A 16,124-nucleotide genomic window follows, 5' to 3' on the forward strand; every position below is an offset into this window, starting at 1 on the left:
ACCATGTCGGTCGTCACCGAGACACACCCGGCCCGGCTGGGCGCGGCATCCGAGCCCGCGATCCTCTGCGCCGACCTCGTGCGCATCTACACCGCAAAGGGCATCGAGGTGCAGGCGCTGCAGGGCCTCAACCTCCGCGTCGACGACGGCGAGATCGTGGCGCTCGTCGGGGCGTCGGGATCGGGCAAGTCGACGCTCCTCTCGATCCTGTCGAGCATCGACGTGCCCACCGCCGGCACCGTGCGGGTCGCCGGCCGAGACCTGCTCACGATGACCGAGCAGGGCAGGGTCGACTTCCGTCGACGGGTCGTGGGGTTCGTCTGGCAGCAGACCTCGCGCAACCTGCTGCCGTACCTGACCTCGGCCGAGAACGTCGCGGCCGCACTCTCGGTCGCGGGCGTGGTGCGCGGACGCGCGGCGCGGCGCTCCCGCATCGCCGAGGTGCTCGAGCTTCTCGGCGTCTCCCATGCCGCGGATCGGCGCCCCGCCGAGCTGTCCGGCGGCGAGCAGCAGCGCGTCGCGATCGCGATCGCCCTCGCGAACCGACCGCAGGTGCTGCTCGCCGATGAGCCGACGGGTGAGCTCGACGACGAGTCCACCGCCGATGTGCTCGAGGCGATGCGTGCGGTCAACCGCGAGCTCGGCGTCACGACGCTCATCGTGACCCACGATCCGAGTGTCTCGGAGCACGTCGGACGCACCGTCCAGATCCGCGACGGGCGCACCGCCACCGAAGTCGTGCGCTCGACCCACGTGGACGAGACCGGCGCCGAGCATCACGTCGCCGAGGAGTACGCAGTGCTGGACCGGGTCGGGCGGCTGCAGCTGCCTGACGACTTCGTGCGCGCGCTCGACCTGCGCGACCGAGTGCGGCTCGCCCTCGAGCCCGACCACGTCGGGGTCTGGCCAGGCCGCGGTGCGGCGGCGGAGAGTGCCGCGAAGCCGGAGGGTGCGGCATCCGTCGATCCGGTCGCCGCAGGACACGAAGCGTCCGACGAAGCGCCCACGACCGACGAAGGTGCCGCGTCGTGAGCGTCGTGCTGCGAGCCGAGCACCTCACCCGGACCTTCGCGACCAAGGGCGGCGATGTGCACGCGTGCGTCGATGTCGACCTCGAGCTGCGGGCCGGTGAGCTCGTCGTCGTGCGCGGCGCGTCCGGCGCCGGCAAGACGACCCTCCTCAACCTGCTGGGAACGCTCGACGAGCCGACGAGCGGCCGCGTGTTCGTGGCGGACGTCGACACCGCCACCCTCGACGACGAGCAGCTCGCAGCGCTGCGGCGGGAGCGCTTCGGGTTCGTGTTCCAGTCGTTCGGACTGCTCGGCGTGCTCACGGCCGCCGAGAATGTCGAGGTGCCGCTGCGGATCGCCGCCCTCGATCCGGCCGAGCGGGATTCCAGAGTCGCCGAGGCGCTGCGCGACGTCGGGCTCGAGGCGCAGGCCCCCCAGCGTCCTGCAGAGCTCTCCGGCGGCCAGCAGCAGCGCGTCGGGATCGCTCGCGCGATCGTCGCCCGGCCGCAGATCCTCATCGCCGACGAGCCGACGGGTCAGCTCGACTCGCGCACGGCGGCGGCCATCATGTCGCTCCTCGTCGACCTCGCCCACACCCGCGGCATCGCCGTGATCGTCGCGACGCACGACCCGCAGCTCGTCGCGCAGGCGGACCGCCTCATCGAGCTGCACGATGGCCGGATCCTGAATTCCCATCCCGCGGCGGCGGCGCCGCGCACGCGTGCCGAGGCCCGAGCCGCCGCCCAGCAGCATTCGGACTGACCGGTGGATACGCCCGAAGGCCTAAGGGGAGGCCACTGCCGGCTGCCTGACCGACTCATCCGGGCGTCCGTCTAGACTCGGGGGGTTCCCGTGAGGGGGACCTGAAACGATGACGACACCGGACCAGACACGACCCGCCGACGTCGATCCGCTAGTGCTCACGGCTCCTGCCCACGCCGGACAGCGGGTGGCGGCGTTCGCTGTCGATGTCGGCGTTCCCCTGCTCCTCGCGGTCGCCGCGGTCTTTCTCCTCGTGGGAGGCAACTCGGGGCTCGGCGTCGTGGTGGTGCTCGTCGCCGTCGCATGGATCGGCGTCGCCGTCGGGCTCGTCGCCCGCACCGGGCGCTCGCTCGGCCGCATCGCCGCCAGCACGCGCACGGTTCGCCGGTCGACGGGCGCCGCAGCCGGAGCCTCCCTGCTCCCCGCGTTCTTCAGCGGCGGACTCGGGACGTTCGACGTCCACCGGGGCCGCGATCCCTTCGCGCCCGCCCTCGCGGCGTTCGAGTTCCCGGTCGCCGAGCCCGCGCCGCTCATCTCGGCACTTCCCGGCCTGACGCGCTCCGCACCCGTCGTCGTGCTCGACTCGGGTCAGACCTTCTCCCTCGATTCGCCCCTCGTCCTTGGTCGCAACCCCGCCGCGACGGTGGATGCGCCCGCTCAGCTGCATCGCTGGGTCGACCTCTCCCGCACGCTCTCGAAGTCGCACGCACGTCTCGAATGGGACGGCCGACTCGCGTGGGTCACCGATCTCGGCTCCACGAACGGCACGATCCTGCAGGCGGCGGGCGTGCCGCATCCTCTTCTCCCCTTCCAGCGCACCCCCTTGCCCGCGGAGGCGACGCTCGAGCTGGGCGATCGCGTCATCATCGTGAAGGCACCCGCGTGAGCGCCCCGATCGTCACGCATCCGCTGCTGGACGGCCGAGCCGAAGGCTGGGCCGCGACCGAGACCCGCGCCGATGTCGTCGCGCTCACGGTCGGCATGAGTGACTTCCTGCACCGGGTGTCGACCGCGGGCGAGCGGCCGATCGTCGTGTCGGGTGAGTTCTCGCGGATGACGCAGCCCCTCGCCGAGGCCCTCTCGTCCGTGCAGGGCCACTGGGTCATCCGCACGGCAGACGGTGGCTGCTACGACGCCCGCACCGGCGCGCCGCTCGACGAGCCTGCCGCGGCGCTCGCGCTGCCGCCGCATCCGACGCGCAACGGCGTGCACGCCGCCTTCACTCGCGCGGCAGTGACGACGCGCCTGCAGGTCGTGGCGACCGTGTCCACACGGCACCGAGTGAGCCGGCCCGTGCGCCTCGGCGGTGTGCTCGAAGCCGCCTCCGAGCGGTTCGCCGATCGCGCGCCGGATGCCTGGGGCCCGACCGAGCCGCTCGTCGCCCCGTGGGACCGCGACGACCTCACCGAGCGCACGCGCCGCCGCATGCCGCTCGACAGCCGCTGGGCCGCTGTCACTGCAGGCACTGTCACTTCGGGCACTGTCACTTCAGGCGCTGTCACGTCGGACGACCATCCCGTCATCGCAACGCTGCACCACGCCCGCACGGCGGAGGGCATCGAGGAGACGACGCGGGTGTGGGCCGATGTCGCGGGACCAGGCGACGACCGGGCGGACGGCATCGGGCTCGCCGCGCGCGAGTTCCTCGCGCGGGCCGCGGCGATCGGGATGCCGCTGCTCGGCGTCGCATTCGCCGCGCTCGGCTCGCCCGACCTCGCGCGCCGGTCGACGGCCGCGATGCAGCCGGAGCCGCTCGCGCTGCTGATCGGTCCGCCGGGCGTGCGCGCGGCGGGTATCGACCCCCGCCGCTGGGCCGGGGAGTTCGGCGCGGCCGTCGTGGGGAGTCCGCGGCTGCCCGGCGTGCTGCTGCACCTCGGCTCGCCCGATGGCGGGGGGTGGCGGCGTCTGGCCGACGTGCTCGGCACGCTCGACGCCGCGCGCGTCGGAGCGCTGCTGTCCGTCGCACCGCACGTCGCTGCGCGCCTCCAGGCGGGCCGCGACGCCATGCCAGACGAAGGGAGTACATGATGCCCGACCAGCGCGACACCGTGCTCATCGAACAGGCCAGGATCCAGCGCATGCGGCTCGGCTCGGCCCTCCTCTACGGACGGATCGACGAGCGCCGCACCGTCAACGACCACTCCCGCCGGCTGGTGGGCTCGCTCATCCTCGCCGCCGTCGCGTGCGCGACGTGCGTGGGGATCGCATTCGTCGTACAGCTGCTCGCGGGGCAGCAGGCGACGGCGCCATCGCCCTCCAGCACCTCCTCCGCCGTATCGGCCCCACCGTTCGAGAAGACCCCCTGGGAAGCATCGTGAGCCCGTACACCCGGCTGACCGTCGCAGGCAGCACCCGTCGCGCCGAGGTCGTCGTCTCGAGCGACGAGCCGCTCGGCGCCGTTCTTCCTCGCCTGCTCGACCTCCTGGGTGAGACGCGCGGCACGGTCGCCCGCCCGTTGACGCTCGTCGCGACCGACGGAGAGCAGCTCGACATCGGGCGATCGCCCCAGCAGCTCGACCTGCCCGACGGCGCCCTGGTGCGCCTCGTGCGCCTGGACGCCGCTCCGCCCCCTCCCGTCGTGATCGATGTGACGGATGCCGCCGCCGACGCGCATCAGGCGCGCCCCGACCGCTGGGACGACCGGTCCCGCGCCGTGGCGGGCGGCGCCGGCATCGCGCTGGCTGCCGCGGTGGCAGGGCTCATCGCCCCGTACGGCGGCGCCGTCACCGCCGCATGGGTGCTCCTCATCGCACTCGCCGGGCTCGTCGCGATCGCGATGAGTCTCGGTCTGATGGGACTGGCGCGTGTGTCGGTGTGCGCCAGCGCCGCCGCGGCGGGGCTCGTCGTTCCGCTCGGCTTCGCGGCGTCCACGGCGGCAGGCTCGGCAGGCTTCCCMGCCGACGCCGCGCTCATCGGCGCCGCGGTCGCGATCGCCGCAGGCGCCACGGTCGTCCTCCTCGGGCTCGGCGTCGCGCTCCGCCGCCCCGGCGCAGCCGCGGGCGGCGCGGTGGGGGCTGTGCTCGCGTCGATCCTCCTGGTACTCCTCCTCGCGGGGGTCGGCGCTGCCGCAGCCGCCGCCATCGCGGGAACCGTGGCCGCCTTCGCCACGGGCCCGCTGCCCTGGATCGCGCTCTCCGCGGCGGGCCTCACGCGCCTGGACCGGGGCGTGGCCGCCGGTGAGCGCGTCGACCGGCCGCGCGCGTTCTCGTCGGTCGACGATGCCTACTCGGCACTCACGTGGAGCGTCGCCACCGTGTCGGCCGTCCTCGCCGTGTCGGGAGTCGCACTCGTCCTCGCGTCCGAGCTGTGGAGCGGGCTGCTCGCGTTCGCCTTCGCGCTCGTCGCCGCCCTGCGCTCGCGCGCCTTCCCCCTCCGCGTGCAGGTGTGGTCGCTGTGGGCGGTCGCCGCCGCGATCGCCGCGGTCGCCGTCGTGACGCAGCTCACGAGTGCGCTCGCGGGGATCGGCGTGGGCGTCGCGACGCTGGCAGCGGTGCTCGTCGCCGCCGCGGTGCTCGCGCGGCCCGCCGCCCACACGCGCGCGCGGCTGCGCGGACTCGGCAACCTCGTCGAGACGCTCGCGGTGATCTCGCTCCTTCCACTGCTCCTCGGCGCGCTCGGGGTGTACGCCGAACTGCTCGGCATGTTCGGCGGCGGGTCGTGACGACCCTCGATCTGCGGGACGCGCCTGCCGCCGTGTTCGGCAGCGCACGCGCGGGGCACCATCGCCTGACGGAGTGGGATGCCGCGATCCGCGGCATCCGCTCCACCGCGCGGCGGATCGGATTCGTGTCGCTCGAACCGGGGGCCGGCGCGACGACGCTCGCCGACCACGTGCTGCGGATCGCCGCCGCCCGCCGCCCGGAGCCGGCGCTCGCGATCGACGTCGCGGGCGGCGAGCACGACCTGGGAGCACGTCTCGGCATCACCGCAACCACGCCGAACGACACCCGTGCCGGCGCCCGGACGACGGCGGACGCCGTCAGCGGCCTCCCCACCGGCGATGGCTGGTTCGGCCTGCGCCCTGCTCTCCCGGACGGAGCGGTGGGTGCGTGGCTCGCCGAAGCCGCCCCCATCACGCGCTTCTTCGAGGTGTCGATCACGGACTTCGGGGTGCGGCATCCCCGTGGCGACCTCGCCGCGTGCGCCGCGCTGTGCGATGTCGTCTGCCTGGTGAGCGACGGACGCCGGTCTTCGGCCGAACTCGCCCGGGCGATCGCACCGGCGATCGCGGGGCTGCCGGAACGACCGATCCCCGTCCTCGCGCTCGTCGATCACTCCCGCGCCGGAGGCGCCGTGGTCCGCATGATGTCGTCCGACGCCTGGCCGGTCGTCGGCATCCCGTTCGATCGCGGACTGCGCGGCGAGGGACGGCCGAGCGGCCGGTCCACGCATCGCGCCCTGCTGCAGCTCGCCGCGACGGTGCTCTCGGGCCGGAAGGCGGAAGAGCGGTGACGCTCCGCATCGTCCATCGGCCGGCGCGAGTGACGCAGCCCCTGGAGGCGCCCGCTCCGATCGTCCTCGCTCCACCGCCCCCGATCGGCGAGGGTTCGACGCCGTTTCCGCTGCAGTCGCTCCTGCCCATCCTCGGCAGCCTCTCGTCGATCACGATGATCGTGCTGCTGCGCAACAACCCCGTCATGGTCGTGGTCGGCGCCGTCATCCTCGTCGTCGCGCTCGTCGGCGGCCTCGGCATGGCGTTCACGGCCCGAGGCAACGCCGCCCGCCAGCGGCGCGTGCAGCGCGAACGCTACCTGGACTACCTCGAGGAGCAGCGCGGCGCCGTACGCGAGGTCGCCGAGACGCACCTCGCTGAGGCGCTCGCCCTCGATCCGGCACCCGCGACGCTCGTCGAGGTCGGGGCGAACCCCGCGCGGCGATGGGAGCGGCGCCCCGGCGATGCCGACTTCCTGCGGGTGCGGATCGGCACGGGCGACCTCCGCGCCGTCGATGTGCTGCTCCCGCCCGAGCAGAACCCCGTGCAGCCGTTCGACCCCGTCATGAAGGGTGCCGCGACCCGGCTCGTGCAGTTCGCGGGTGTCGCGCAGGGCCTCCCCGCGGTGCTCGACCTCGAGCGCGGGGGCCATGTCTCGATCGTCGGGCGACGCGAAGACACCGTGGGCCTGTGCCGCGCGATCGCCGCGCAGATCGGTGCGCTGCACTCGCCCGACGACGTGCACGTGGCCGCCGTCGTCCCCGCCGCCGCGCGCGGCGAGTGGCAGGGGCTCGACCTCCTGCCCCACGCGTCGGCGGCGAGTCCGCCACCCGGGCAGGCGGCCGCGCGGCGAATCGCGCCGACCCTGTCCGAGCTCTTGGCCCTCCTCTCCGAAGAGCTGCGCGACCGCGTCGCCTCCGCCGCCGCCACCCGGCGCAGCGGCCGGCGCACGAAGCCCGCGCGTCTCGTCATCTTCATCGACGAGGGGACGGATGCCGCGACCCCGCTGCCGCGCCTGGACTCGGCGCTGGATCTCGCCGACCTCGGCATCACCGTCATCCACGTCGTCGACGACCGGGTGAAGGAGCCCTCTGCCGTCACGGCGCGTGTGATGCTCGCTGACGACGGCACGGCGCGGATCGAGACGCCGGGCACCGGCGCGGACGCCGTGGTCGGCATCCGCCCCGATCCCGTGCCCCCGGCGCTGCTCGACGTGATCGCGCGTCCACTCACGGGGCTGCGGCTCAGCCGGACGAGCGCCGTCGATGCGCAGACGACACTCGCTCCTGACATCACCGAACTCCTCGGCATCGCCGACGTGGACGCGATCGACCTGGCCGAGGCGTGGCGACCGCGCACAGCCGGCGACTTCCTGCGGGTGCCGATCGGCGTCGACGACCGCGGCGCGCCCGTGCTCCTCGACCTCAAGGAGTCGGCCCAGTTGGGCATGGGCCCGCACGGCATCTGCATCGGCGCGACGGGCTCGGGCAAGAGCGAGCTGCTGCGCACGCTCATCCTGGGTCTCGCGCTGACGCACTCCCCGGACGACCTCAGCATGATCCTCGTCGACTACAAGGGCGGCGCAGCCTTCGCGCCGTTCGCCGGCCTTCCGCACGTTGCCGGCATCATCGACAACCTCGCCGATGACCCGCAGCTGACCGAGCGCGCCCGCGCGAGCATCCAGGGCGAGGTCGTGCGCCGTCAGCGTCTGCTGAAGGATGCCGGGAACGCGGCATCCATCGGCCACTACCGCCGACTGCGGCGCGAACGTCCGGACCTCCCGGCCCTCCCGCACCTGTTCCTCGTGATCGACGAGTTCGGCGAGCTGCTCACGGCCGAGCCCGACTTCGTCGAGCTCCTCCTCACGATCGGACGCATCGGCCGGTCGATCGGCGTGCACCTGCTGCTGTCGAGCCAGCGGATCGAGGGCGGTCGGCTGCGGGGCCTCGACACCTATCTCTCGTACCGCATCGGGCTGCGGACCTTCTCGGAGTCGGAGTCGGCCGTCGTGCTCGACACCCCCGATGCCTTCCACCTTCCCGCGATCCCCGGGTTCGGCTACCTCAAGGTCGACACGTCCGTCTACACGCGCTTTCGCGCCGGTTATGTGTCGGGCGCGGTGCCCGCGCCGATGGAGGCCGGACCTGGGCGGTCCGAAGCGCCGACGCTCCTGGAGCTGCCGCCGTACGATCGGGCCGCCGATGACGACGCCGAGCCGCTGGCGTCGCCGGCCATGCCGGAGGCTCCCACGACGGGCCGCACGCTCGTCGAGGCCACCACCTCCCGTCTCACGCGGGGCGTCGTGCGCACGAAACCCGTCTGGCTGCCGCCGCTGCCCCCCGTGCTGACGCTCGGCGGCGTCCTGTCGACGACGGAGGGCCGCGGAGGGCTGCGCGCACCCCTCGGCCTTCTCGACGACCCGAGCCGCCAGCAGCAGGCGCCGTGGCTGCTCGACCTCACCCGGTCGGGCGGGCACGTCTCGATCACGGGAGCGCCACAGTCGGGGCGGTCGACGTTCCTGCGGACGCTCGCGGCATCCCTCGCCTTCACGCATTCGCCGCGCGAGGTGAGCATCTACGGCATGGACCTCACCGGGGGCGGACTCGCCCGCATCGAGCCGTTCCCGCACGTCGGCGGCGTGGCGACGCGCGGTCACCGCGAGCGGCTCTCCCGCCTGCTCGAAGAGCTCACGGCGATGCTGGCCGTGCGCGAGCGGGTCTTCCGCGAGCACGGCCTGGACACGCTCGCCGACATGCGCCGCCAGCACGCCGACGGGCGTCTCCCCGAGTTGCCGAGCGCCGACGTCGTGCTGCTCGTGGACGGTCTCGGCGCGCTGCGCACGGAGTTCGAAGACCTCGAGCAGCCGTTCGGCCAGCTGCTCGAGCGCGGGGGAAGCTTCGGCGTCCATGTCGTCGTGACGCTGTCGCGCTGGAGCGAGCTGCGCCTCAATCTGCAGGGCCTGGTCGGCACGCGACTGGAGCTCAAGCTCAACGACCCGTCCGACTCGCAGATCGCGCGCAAGCTCGCTTCGACCCTCCGCGCCGACGAGCCTGGGCGCGTGCTGACCGACGACAGGCTCTTCGCGCAGGTCGCCCTGCCGCTGCTGGAGGAGGTCGACGACGCCGATTTCGGCGAGGCCCTCGAACGCATCGCGCGCGAGAGCGCGGCCCGCTGGGGCGGGCCAGGGGCAGCGCCCATCCGTCTGCTGCCCGAGGACCTCGCGCCCCTCGAGCTGCCCGACGCCCTGGACGAGCCGGACGAGATCCCGCTGGGCCTGCGGCAGGACACGATGACTCCGGCCTTGGTCGACCTCGCCGGCCGCGACCCCCACCTCCTGGTGCTCGGCGACTCGCGCTGCGGCAAGACGACGGTGCTCCGCGGCCTCGCCCAGGGTGCGATCGACCGACACTCGCCCGAGGAGCTCGTGATCGGGCTCATGGACGCCCGCGGCGAACTCGCCGGCGACATCCCCGACGACTACCTCGGCGGCCACGCCACCTCGGGGCGCCAGGCGCGCCAGCTCGCTGAGTCCATCGCCGCAGAGCTCGAGAAGCGCGCGGCCGACCGCAGCGCCGGCGGTCCGCGCATCCTCGTGATCGCCGACGACCTCGACATCCTCGCCGCCGGCGGAGCCGAGCCCCTGCGTCCACTCCTGCCCTACCTCGCCTCGGCGCGCGACCTGCGGCTCAACGTCGTCGTCAGCCGTCCCGTCGCGGGTGCCTCCCGCGCGATGTTCGACGTCGCGCTGCAGGGCGTGCGCGATACCGGCGCCACGGCGCTCATCATGTCGGGCGACCGCGGCGAGGGTCAGCTGCTCCCCAAGCTCTACGCCGAGCCGATGATCGCCGGACGAGGCCGCCTCGCTCGTCGCGGCGAGCGTCCCGCGCTCGTTCAGGTCGCCCATTTCGAGCCCGCGGCGGTGACGGATGCGGCAACCCCCACCGAAGAGCCGGCTCAGGATGCCGCGCCCGCGGCGCCGCCGGAGCTCCAGGACGCCGCCCTGCCGACGACCACGGCCGCCCTGCCGACGACCACGGCCGCCCTGCCGACGCGCCGGGAGCGGCGCGATGCCCCATGAACGCCTGCCGCGCAACCCCCCATTCGGGGGACATGCCCTCTCGCGGGTTTGGGTTAGCCTGTCTGAGTTCCATAAATGTCGAATCCGGCGACGCACCTCTCGCCGCCGAGAAGGGATGACACGCGGATGAAGTTCGCAATGGGCGCAGATACCCTCACCGTGCTGACGAAGGCGACCTCGGGATCGAGCGACGACCTGTCGGTGCTGGTTCGCCAGCTGTTCGAGGCGGCCGAGCCGCTCGAAGGGCGTTTCCAGGGCGCGGGTCGCGCCGCGTTCGACCGCTTCAAGGGACGCACCGACGCGATCTCGGCTGAGCTGAAGGCGTCGCTGGACGGCGTGCTCGGCGGAATCGGCGGCATGAACCGCTCGTTCCTCGAAGGCGAGTCCGCCATGGTGGACCAGACCCAGAGCCTCGAGGCCGGGTCGTCGTTCGACGCCGCCCGGTTCGGCAGCGGAAAGTAAGGGAGGCGACCATGGCGAATCAGAGCGACCGTCGCGACTACGACATCGCGGCATCCCAGAACGCGCAGGACAACTTCAACCGCGTCGCGGCGCAGCTCGAAGCGCTGATCGACCAGCGCGACCGCGATGTGCAGGCGGCGATGGCCGACTACGCCGCGGAGGGCGTGTCGGAGGACTACCGCGCGAAGGAGACGCGCTGGAAGAACGCCGCCGCCGAGGTGCGCGGCATCATCCACACGCTGCGCTCCTCGCTCGAGCGCAACGACGAGTCGGCACAGGACGCGCTGCGCAAGGCGCGCGCGGCCGTCGAGTCGATCGGCTGAGCGCGCTGCGCGACTGATCCATGACGCACTGGAGCATCCAGCCGTCGGGGGTCGTGGCGGTGCTGGCAGACGTCAACACCTACGCGGTCGCCCTCGGCGAGGCACTGAACGGGTTGGCGCCCGCGATGCAGGGCGCCGTCACGGCGACGCAGTCCGGCGCCATCTCCGAGGCGGTGCAGGCCTACTTCACCCAGGAGGAGGGGCCGCGCATCGAGGGCATGAACGCCCGCATCGGCGCCGCGGCATCCGGTGTCGTGAAAGCCACCGAGGCGTACGTCGCGGGTGACCTCGAGATGGCAGCGAACGCGCAGTCGGCCTCCGTGGCCGCCGTGTACCCTGCCCACCTGCCGCCGGGGGTGATGTGAGTGCCGTCCGCCATCGACCCGAGCCAGATTCCGGGTAAGGACATCGATCCCGATGCGATCGACGCGAACGCGTCGACGATCGGCACGATCGCCGGAGCGGTGCGCGACAACGGCTCGGGTGTGCACCTCAAATGGCAGGGCATGGCCGGGGTCTATGAGGCGCCCGAGTCGGGGACGCTCCTGAGGCTCATGCAGCCGGTGTCGTCTCAGGCGACGACGGCGGGCGACAACCTCGAGACCGTCTCGGGTGCGCTGCAGCAGTTCGCAGCGGACGTGCGGCCCATCAAAGCCGAATTGGACGCGCTCCGCCTGCAGGCGGAGGCGTTTCGCACCGAGATCGACGGCGGCGTCTCGGTGCGGGAGCTCAACCCCGCCTACATCAGCGCGCAGGGCTACTCGGGCTCATGGAACGCCTACGGCGCCACCGACACGACCAGCCCGGCGACCGACATCCCGCAGTACCGCAGCGTCACGAAGGAGTGGCACGAGGTGCAGGAGTACGTCGACCGCAACAACGACCTCATCGCGCAGGTCAACGCGCAGCAGGTGGCCCTGTGGGATGCCGAGCGGACGGCGGCGAACAAGATCCGCGCCCTCTACGGCGCGTCGCCCCTGCACGCGTACGAATCGGAGAACGATCCGCTCGGCTACGGGCTGAGCGAGATCCCCGAAGGCACCGAGATGCCGTGGGGTGCTCCCGTCGAGCGATCCGAGGGCTGCGGTGAGGCCACCGCGAAGTTCGTGTTCAAGGACTTCCTCTGGGAGGGCCTCCTCGTCGGCGGTGTCGGGGGCACCATCCAAGGCCTCGGCACGCTCGTGCTCGGCTACAACCCCGCCACGGGCGACTGGTTCTCCGGCGACGCCTACGGTGCCGCGTGGGGCGGCCTCGGCCTGCTCGTCGCGTCGGGCGTGATGAACTCTCCCGTGCTCGGCCCCCTCCTGTGGGCCGACCAGGGCATGGCGGCGTTGGGCGGCGGCGGATTCCTCCCCCAGGAGATCCGCGACTTCAAGGCGCAGGCCGACGAAGCCGCCCTCAACACCGGCAAGGCCCTCATCGCATGGGATCAGTGGGCCGACGACCCCGGCACCGCCCTCGGCGAGTCGGTCTTCAATGTCGGCACGATCCTCATCCCCGCCGGCGCGGCCATCGCGGGCGTGAAGACAGCCGGGACCGCGGCATCCGTCCTCTCCAAGATGGCCCGCGTGGTCGACCTGATCGACCCGGCATCGCTCGCCGTGAACGGCGCGGTGCGGCTCGGGGAGGTCGGCCTGGGCTCACTCGACAACCTCATCGGCGGCCTCGACCTCGGCGCGAAGCTCGACCCGCCGCACATCGAGGTCTTCACGGCGACGGACTCGGCATCCGCCATCAAGGCCCTCGATGACTGGGGCGTCGACCTCAACACGGTGACCGCCCACGTCGACGACTTCGGCACCCACACGCTCGAGTTTCCCGGCGGGAAGATCGAGATGCCCGCGGGCACGTTCGACAACGCCCTCGGCGGCATCCGCGGGGCGGACGGCGGATTGGATGCCTCGATCCCGGCGCACGTCCGCGAGCCCGAGCTCGTCGGAGCAGGCGGCGTGCGCGGCGAGACCAGCCCCGGTGCCGTGAACTCCACCGTCGACGAGGCGCCCGTCCGCACCGAGACAGGCGGGTCGGGCGAGTCGACGATCGTGCGCGAGCCGGAGACCACGACGGGTGGCGGCGATGACGGCTCGGGCTCCGGAGGAGCCGACTCCGGCGGCGGCGACTCCGGCGGCGGCGGGCATGGGCCGGAGGGTGAGCTCAGCGGCTCGCCGGACGGTATCGACGATGCCGGTCAGTCCGCCAACCCCACGGAACCCGCCGATGCCGGCCAGGTGGAGTATCGACCGTTCCCCGGCGATCATGCGCCGGCGGTGGTCATCGACGACTCCCTCGTCGATCATCAGATCCTCGCCCGGCTCGATCCCGTCACCGGCCCCGACAGTGCGACCTTCTGGTCGGGTCGCGTCCTCGACGAGGACGGAGTCGTCATTCCCGATGCGGCAATGAACGGGGCGGCGGACCTCACCTCGCGCACGCACGGATCGACGCTCGAGCAGCTGCTCGAGCGACAGGGACTGCTCGACGACATGCCGGATGACTGGTACGACCCGGCTACCGAGGCCACCTGGCGGGCCGTGTCGGAGTCTCTCGCGCAGAACGCATCGGGAGACGTCCGGGCGTTCTTGGGCGACGTGCGCGAGCAGTCGGTGTGGAACGAGGTCGAGCTGCCGACCCTGATCGACAATCCGAATGTGACGTCCGTGACCGTCATCGATGCGCAAACAGGAGATGTCCTCTATGTCTACCGACGCTGACCGACCGTCTGGCGAGCTTCTCGCCGAGGCGATCGTCGCATTCACCGGTCGCGGAACCCGCAAGATCCCGACCGCCGATGAGGCTGCCGTGTTCGCGCTCGATCCAGAGCGCTTCGACGAAGTCATCGCCGCGGTGAAGGCGGTCCTGAAGGTTTCCGACTCGATCGTCGTGGATGAGAGCGACCGCAGCGAGGTGAAGGGCGCGGTCATCGCCAAGCACCGGGAGCTGCTCCCCGACCTGGACGATCGCGCGATCGACGCCCTCGTCTGGCGGTGGGGCTACATCACCTTCCACGGTTGACATCAACGACGACTCAGCGAACTCGGCGTGTGGGACGGGAGTAACGGATGCCTCGCAGCAGCGTCGCGCTGACACCCACGCCGCTCAGCGGCGACGCCGTCGTGGCCGCGGCCGAAGCGGTGCGGTCGCAGAAGCTCGGCTCGGACGTCGAGGCGTTCGAGGCCCGTGTGCTCGATGAGGGCGCTGTGCTTCAGATCGTCGCCGGCGACGACGTGGTGCTGTCGGTGCTGCGGCCACGGCTGCTGCCCCGTCTCGACGAGGTGGAGCGGCTGCTCCCAGGCGTCACACCGCCTGCCGGCACGTCCTGGTGGACCGACGCCTACACGCCGTGGGAGCCGCATGGTGCGATCGGCGTCGCGATCCTCGAGGCGGCGGCCCGGGCATCCGGCGGCATCGTCGTGCACCAGGGGCTCGCGCCCCAGCGCACTCCGCGCTGACGGCGCCGCTGTCGCGGCATCCGTTCCGAGGAGATCTCGAGTACCGAGGACGATCCGAGGGGAATTCGTCCTCAGAAGTGCGAATCTCCTCGGCTGGCGGGGAGCTATGCGCCCTTGAGGCGCTCGGCGAGGTAGGTCTGAAGGCCGTCGAGCGGGATGCGCTCCTGGTTCATCGTGTCGCGATCGCGCACGGTGACGGCGCGGTCCTCGAGCGAGTCGAAGTCGACCGTGACGCAGAACGGCGTGCCGATCTCGTCCTGGCGGCGGTAGCGGCGGCCGATGGCGCCGGCATCGTCGAAGTCGGTGTTCCAGCCCATGGCGCGGAGGTCGGCGGCGAGGCCGCGCGCGATGGGCGAGAGGCTCTCGTTGCGCGACAGCGGCAGCACCGCGACCTTGACCGGCGCGATGCGCGGGTCGAGCGCGAGCACGGTGCGGGTGTCGGTGCCGCCCTTGGCGTTGGGCGCCTCCTCCTCGCGGTAGGCGTCCACGAGGAACGCCATCATCGCGCGGGTGAGTCCGAACGAGGGCTCGATGACGTACGGGAGGTACTTCTCGCCGCTGGCCTGATCGAAGTAGGCGAGGCTCTGGCCCGAGGCATCCATGTGGCTCTTCAGGTCGAAGTCGGTGCGGTTGGCGACACCCATGAGCTCGCCCCACTCCTTGCCAGGGAACCCGAAGCGGTACTCGACGTCGATCGTGCCGGCGGAGTAGTGCGCCCGCTCGTGCTCGGGCACGTCGAAGCGCCGCAGGTTGCCCGGGTCGATGCCGAGGTCGATGAACCAGTTCCAGCACGCCTCGACCCAATGGTCGAACCACTCGCCCGCTTCGGCGGGGGGCGTGAAGAACTCGATCTCCATCTGCTCGAACTCGCGCGTGCGGAAGATGAAGTTGCCCGGCGTGATCTCGTTGCGGAATGCCTTGCCGACCTGGCCGACGCCGAACGGCGGCTTCTTGCGGGCGGCCGTGACGACGTTGGCGAAGTTGACGAAGATGCCCTGCGCCGTCTCGGGGCGCAGGTAGTTCAGGCCCGACTCGTCGTCGACGACGCCGAGGTAGGTCTTCATCAGGCCGGAGAACGCCTTGGGCTCGGTCCACTGACCCTTGGTGCCGCAGTTCGGGCACGGGACATCCCCGAGCCCGTTCTCGGCGGCGCGACCCTTGCGGGCCTCGAAGTCCTCGACGAGAGTGTCGCCGCGGAACCGCTTGTGGCAGCTCAGGCACTCCACGAGCGGGTCGGTGAACGTCGCGACGTGACCGGATGCCTCCCACACGCGCTTCGGCAGGATCACCGAGGAGTCGAGGCCGACCATGTCGCCCCGGCCGCGCACGAACGTCTGCCACCACTGGCGGCGGATGTTCTCCTTCAGCTCGGTCCCGAGGGGGCCGTAGTCCCACGCCGAGCGGGATCCGCCGTAGATGTCTCCCGCCTGGAAGACGAACCCGCGGTGGCGGGCGAGGGCGATGACTTTGTCGAGGCGGGACTGCTCGGCCACGGTGGCTCCAATGGTCGGGTGGGAGGCGCGGAAATCGCGGGATGCCGCGGACTCGCGGCATCCGTCCAGTCTACCCAGCGGAATCCGAGCACCCTGAGCGAGCCGAGGGGCTCAG

15 protein-coding genes are annotated in these 16,124 nt (G+C 72.2%); 14 read left to right on the forward strand and 1 reads right to left on the reverse strand.

From position 1 onward, the window contains the following. The first annotated feature begins 3 nt into the window (after positions 1 to 3). From ACXJ3V_RS06640 to ACXJ3V_RS06705, 14 genes are all read left to right on the forward strand, one after another. Positions 4 to 1,032, forward strand: a complete 1,029-nt coding sequence (locus tag ACXJ3V_RS06640) for an ABC transporter ATP-binding protein (protein WP_457099490.1) — start codon at positions 4 to 6, stop codon at positions 1,030 to 1,032. Continuing rightward, positions 1,029 to 1,772 (forward strand): ABC transporter ATP-binding protein, encoded by a 744-nt coding sequence (locus ACXJ3V_RS06645; protein WP_457099491.1) that lies wholly within the window; start codon positions 1,029 to 1,031, stop codon positions 1,770 to 1,772. Before ACXJ3V_RS06640 ends, ACXJ3V_RS06645 begins: the two co-directional genes overlap by 4 nt. 109 nt (positions 1,773 to 1,881) lie before the next feature. Continuing rightward, positions 1,882 to 2,658 carry an FHA domain-containing protein gene (locus tag ACXJ3V_RS06650; RefSeq protein ID WP_457099492.1) on the forward strand — a complete coding sequence of 259 codons (777 nt, stop codon included), beginning with the start codon at positions 1,882 to 1,884 and terminating at the stop codon, positions 2,656 to 2,658. Continuing rightward, entirely contained in the window at positions 2,655 to 3,800 is a 1,146-nt protein-coding gene (locus ACXJ3V_RS06655; protein WP_457099493.1) for a DUF6177 family protein, read from the forward strand. The genes ACXJ3V_RS06650 and ACXJ3V_RS06655 overlap by 4 nt, the downstream gene beginning before the upstream one ends. Further along, entirely contained in the window at positions 3,800 to 4,090 is a 291-nt protein-coding gene (locus tag ACXJ3V_RS06660) for a hypothetical protein (protein WP_457099494.1), read from the forward strand. Before ACXJ3V_RS06655 ends, ACXJ3V_RS06660 begins: the two co-directional genes overlap by 1 nt. Continuing rightward, positions 4,087 to 5,433 carry an EsaB/YukD family protein gene (locus ACXJ3V_RS06665; RefSeq protein WP_457099495.1) on the forward strand — a complete coding sequence of 449 codons (1,347 nt, stop codon included), beginning with the start codon at positions 4,087 to 4,089 and terminating at the stop codon, positions 5,431 to 5,433. Before ACXJ3V_RS06660 ends, ACXJ3V_RS06665 begins: the two co-directional genes overlap by 4 nt. Beyond that, positions 5,430 to 6,224, forward strand: coding sequence for a hypothetical protein (locus ACXJ3V_RS06670; protein WP_457099496.1), 795 nt, complete (start codon positions 5,430 to 5,432; stop codon positions 6,222 to 6,224). Before ACXJ3V_RS06665 ends, ACXJ3V_RS06670 begins: the two co-directional genes overlap by 4 nt. After that, a complete protein-coding gene (gene eccCa / locus ACXJ3V_RS06675; protein ID WP_457099497.1) occupies positions 6,221 to 10,282 on the forward strand; it encodes a type VII secretion protein EccCa in 4,062 nt (1,353 codons plus the stop codon). Before ACXJ3V_RS06670 ends, eccCa begins: the two co-directional genes overlap by 4 nt. A 126-nt stretch (positions 10,283 to 10,408) precedes the next feature. Beyond that, positions 10,409 to 10,744 (forward strand): hypothetical protein, encoded by a 336-nt coding sequence (locus ACXJ3V_RS06680; protein WP_457099498.1) that lies wholly within the window; start codon positions 10,409 to 10,411, stop codon positions 10,742 to 10,744. 11 nt (positions 10,745 to 10,755) lie between these two features. Continuing rightward, positions 10,756 to 11,067, forward strand: a complete 312-nt coding sequence (locus tag ACXJ3V_RS06685; protein ID WP_457099499.1) for a pore-forming ESAT-6 family protein — start codon at positions 10,756 to 10,758, stop codon at positions 11,065 to 11,067. Positions 11,068 to 11,087: 20 nt separating this feature from the next. Then, positions 11,088 to 11,432, forward strand: coding sequence for a DUF6507 family protein (locus ACXJ3V_RS06690; RefSeq protein WP_457099500.1), 345 nt, complete (start codon positions 11,088 to 11,090; stop codon positions 11,430 to 11,432). After that, complete coding sequence (locus ACXJ3V_RS06695; protein ID WP_457099501.1) at positions 11,433 to 13,778, forward strand: hypothetical protein; 2,346 nt, start codon at positions 11,433 to 11,435, stop codon at positions 13,776 to 13,778. Further along, positions 13,762 to 14,079, forward strand: coding sequence for a hypothetical protein (locus tag ACXJ3V_RS06700; protein ID WP_457099502.1), 318 nt, complete (start codon positions 13,762 to 13,764; stop codon positions 14,077 to 14,079). The genes ACXJ3V_RS06695 and ACXJ3V_RS06700 overlap by 17 nt, the downstream gene beginning before the upstream one ends. 47 nt (positions 14,080 to 14,126) lie before the next feature. After that, positions 14,127 to 14,516, forward strand: coding sequence for a hypothetical protein (locus ACXJ3V_RS06705; RefSeq protein ID WP_457099503.1), 390 nt, complete (start codon positions 14,127 to 14,129; stop codon positions 14,514 to 14,516). Positions 14,517 to 14,620: 104 nt separating this feature from the next. Here ACXJ3V_RS06705 and ACXJ3V_RS06710 read toward each other — a convergent pair whose 3' ends face one another. Continuing rightward, positions 14,621 to 16,009, reverse strand: a complete 1,389-nt coding sequence (locus tag ACXJ3V_RS06710) for a glycine--tRNA ligase (protein WP_457099504.1) — start codon at positions 16,007 to 16,009, stop codon at positions 14,621 to 14,623. Between the last annotated feature and the right edge of the window lie 115 nt (positions 16,010 to 16,124).

Source organism: Microbacterium sp. P5_E9, from assembly GCF_054049175.1.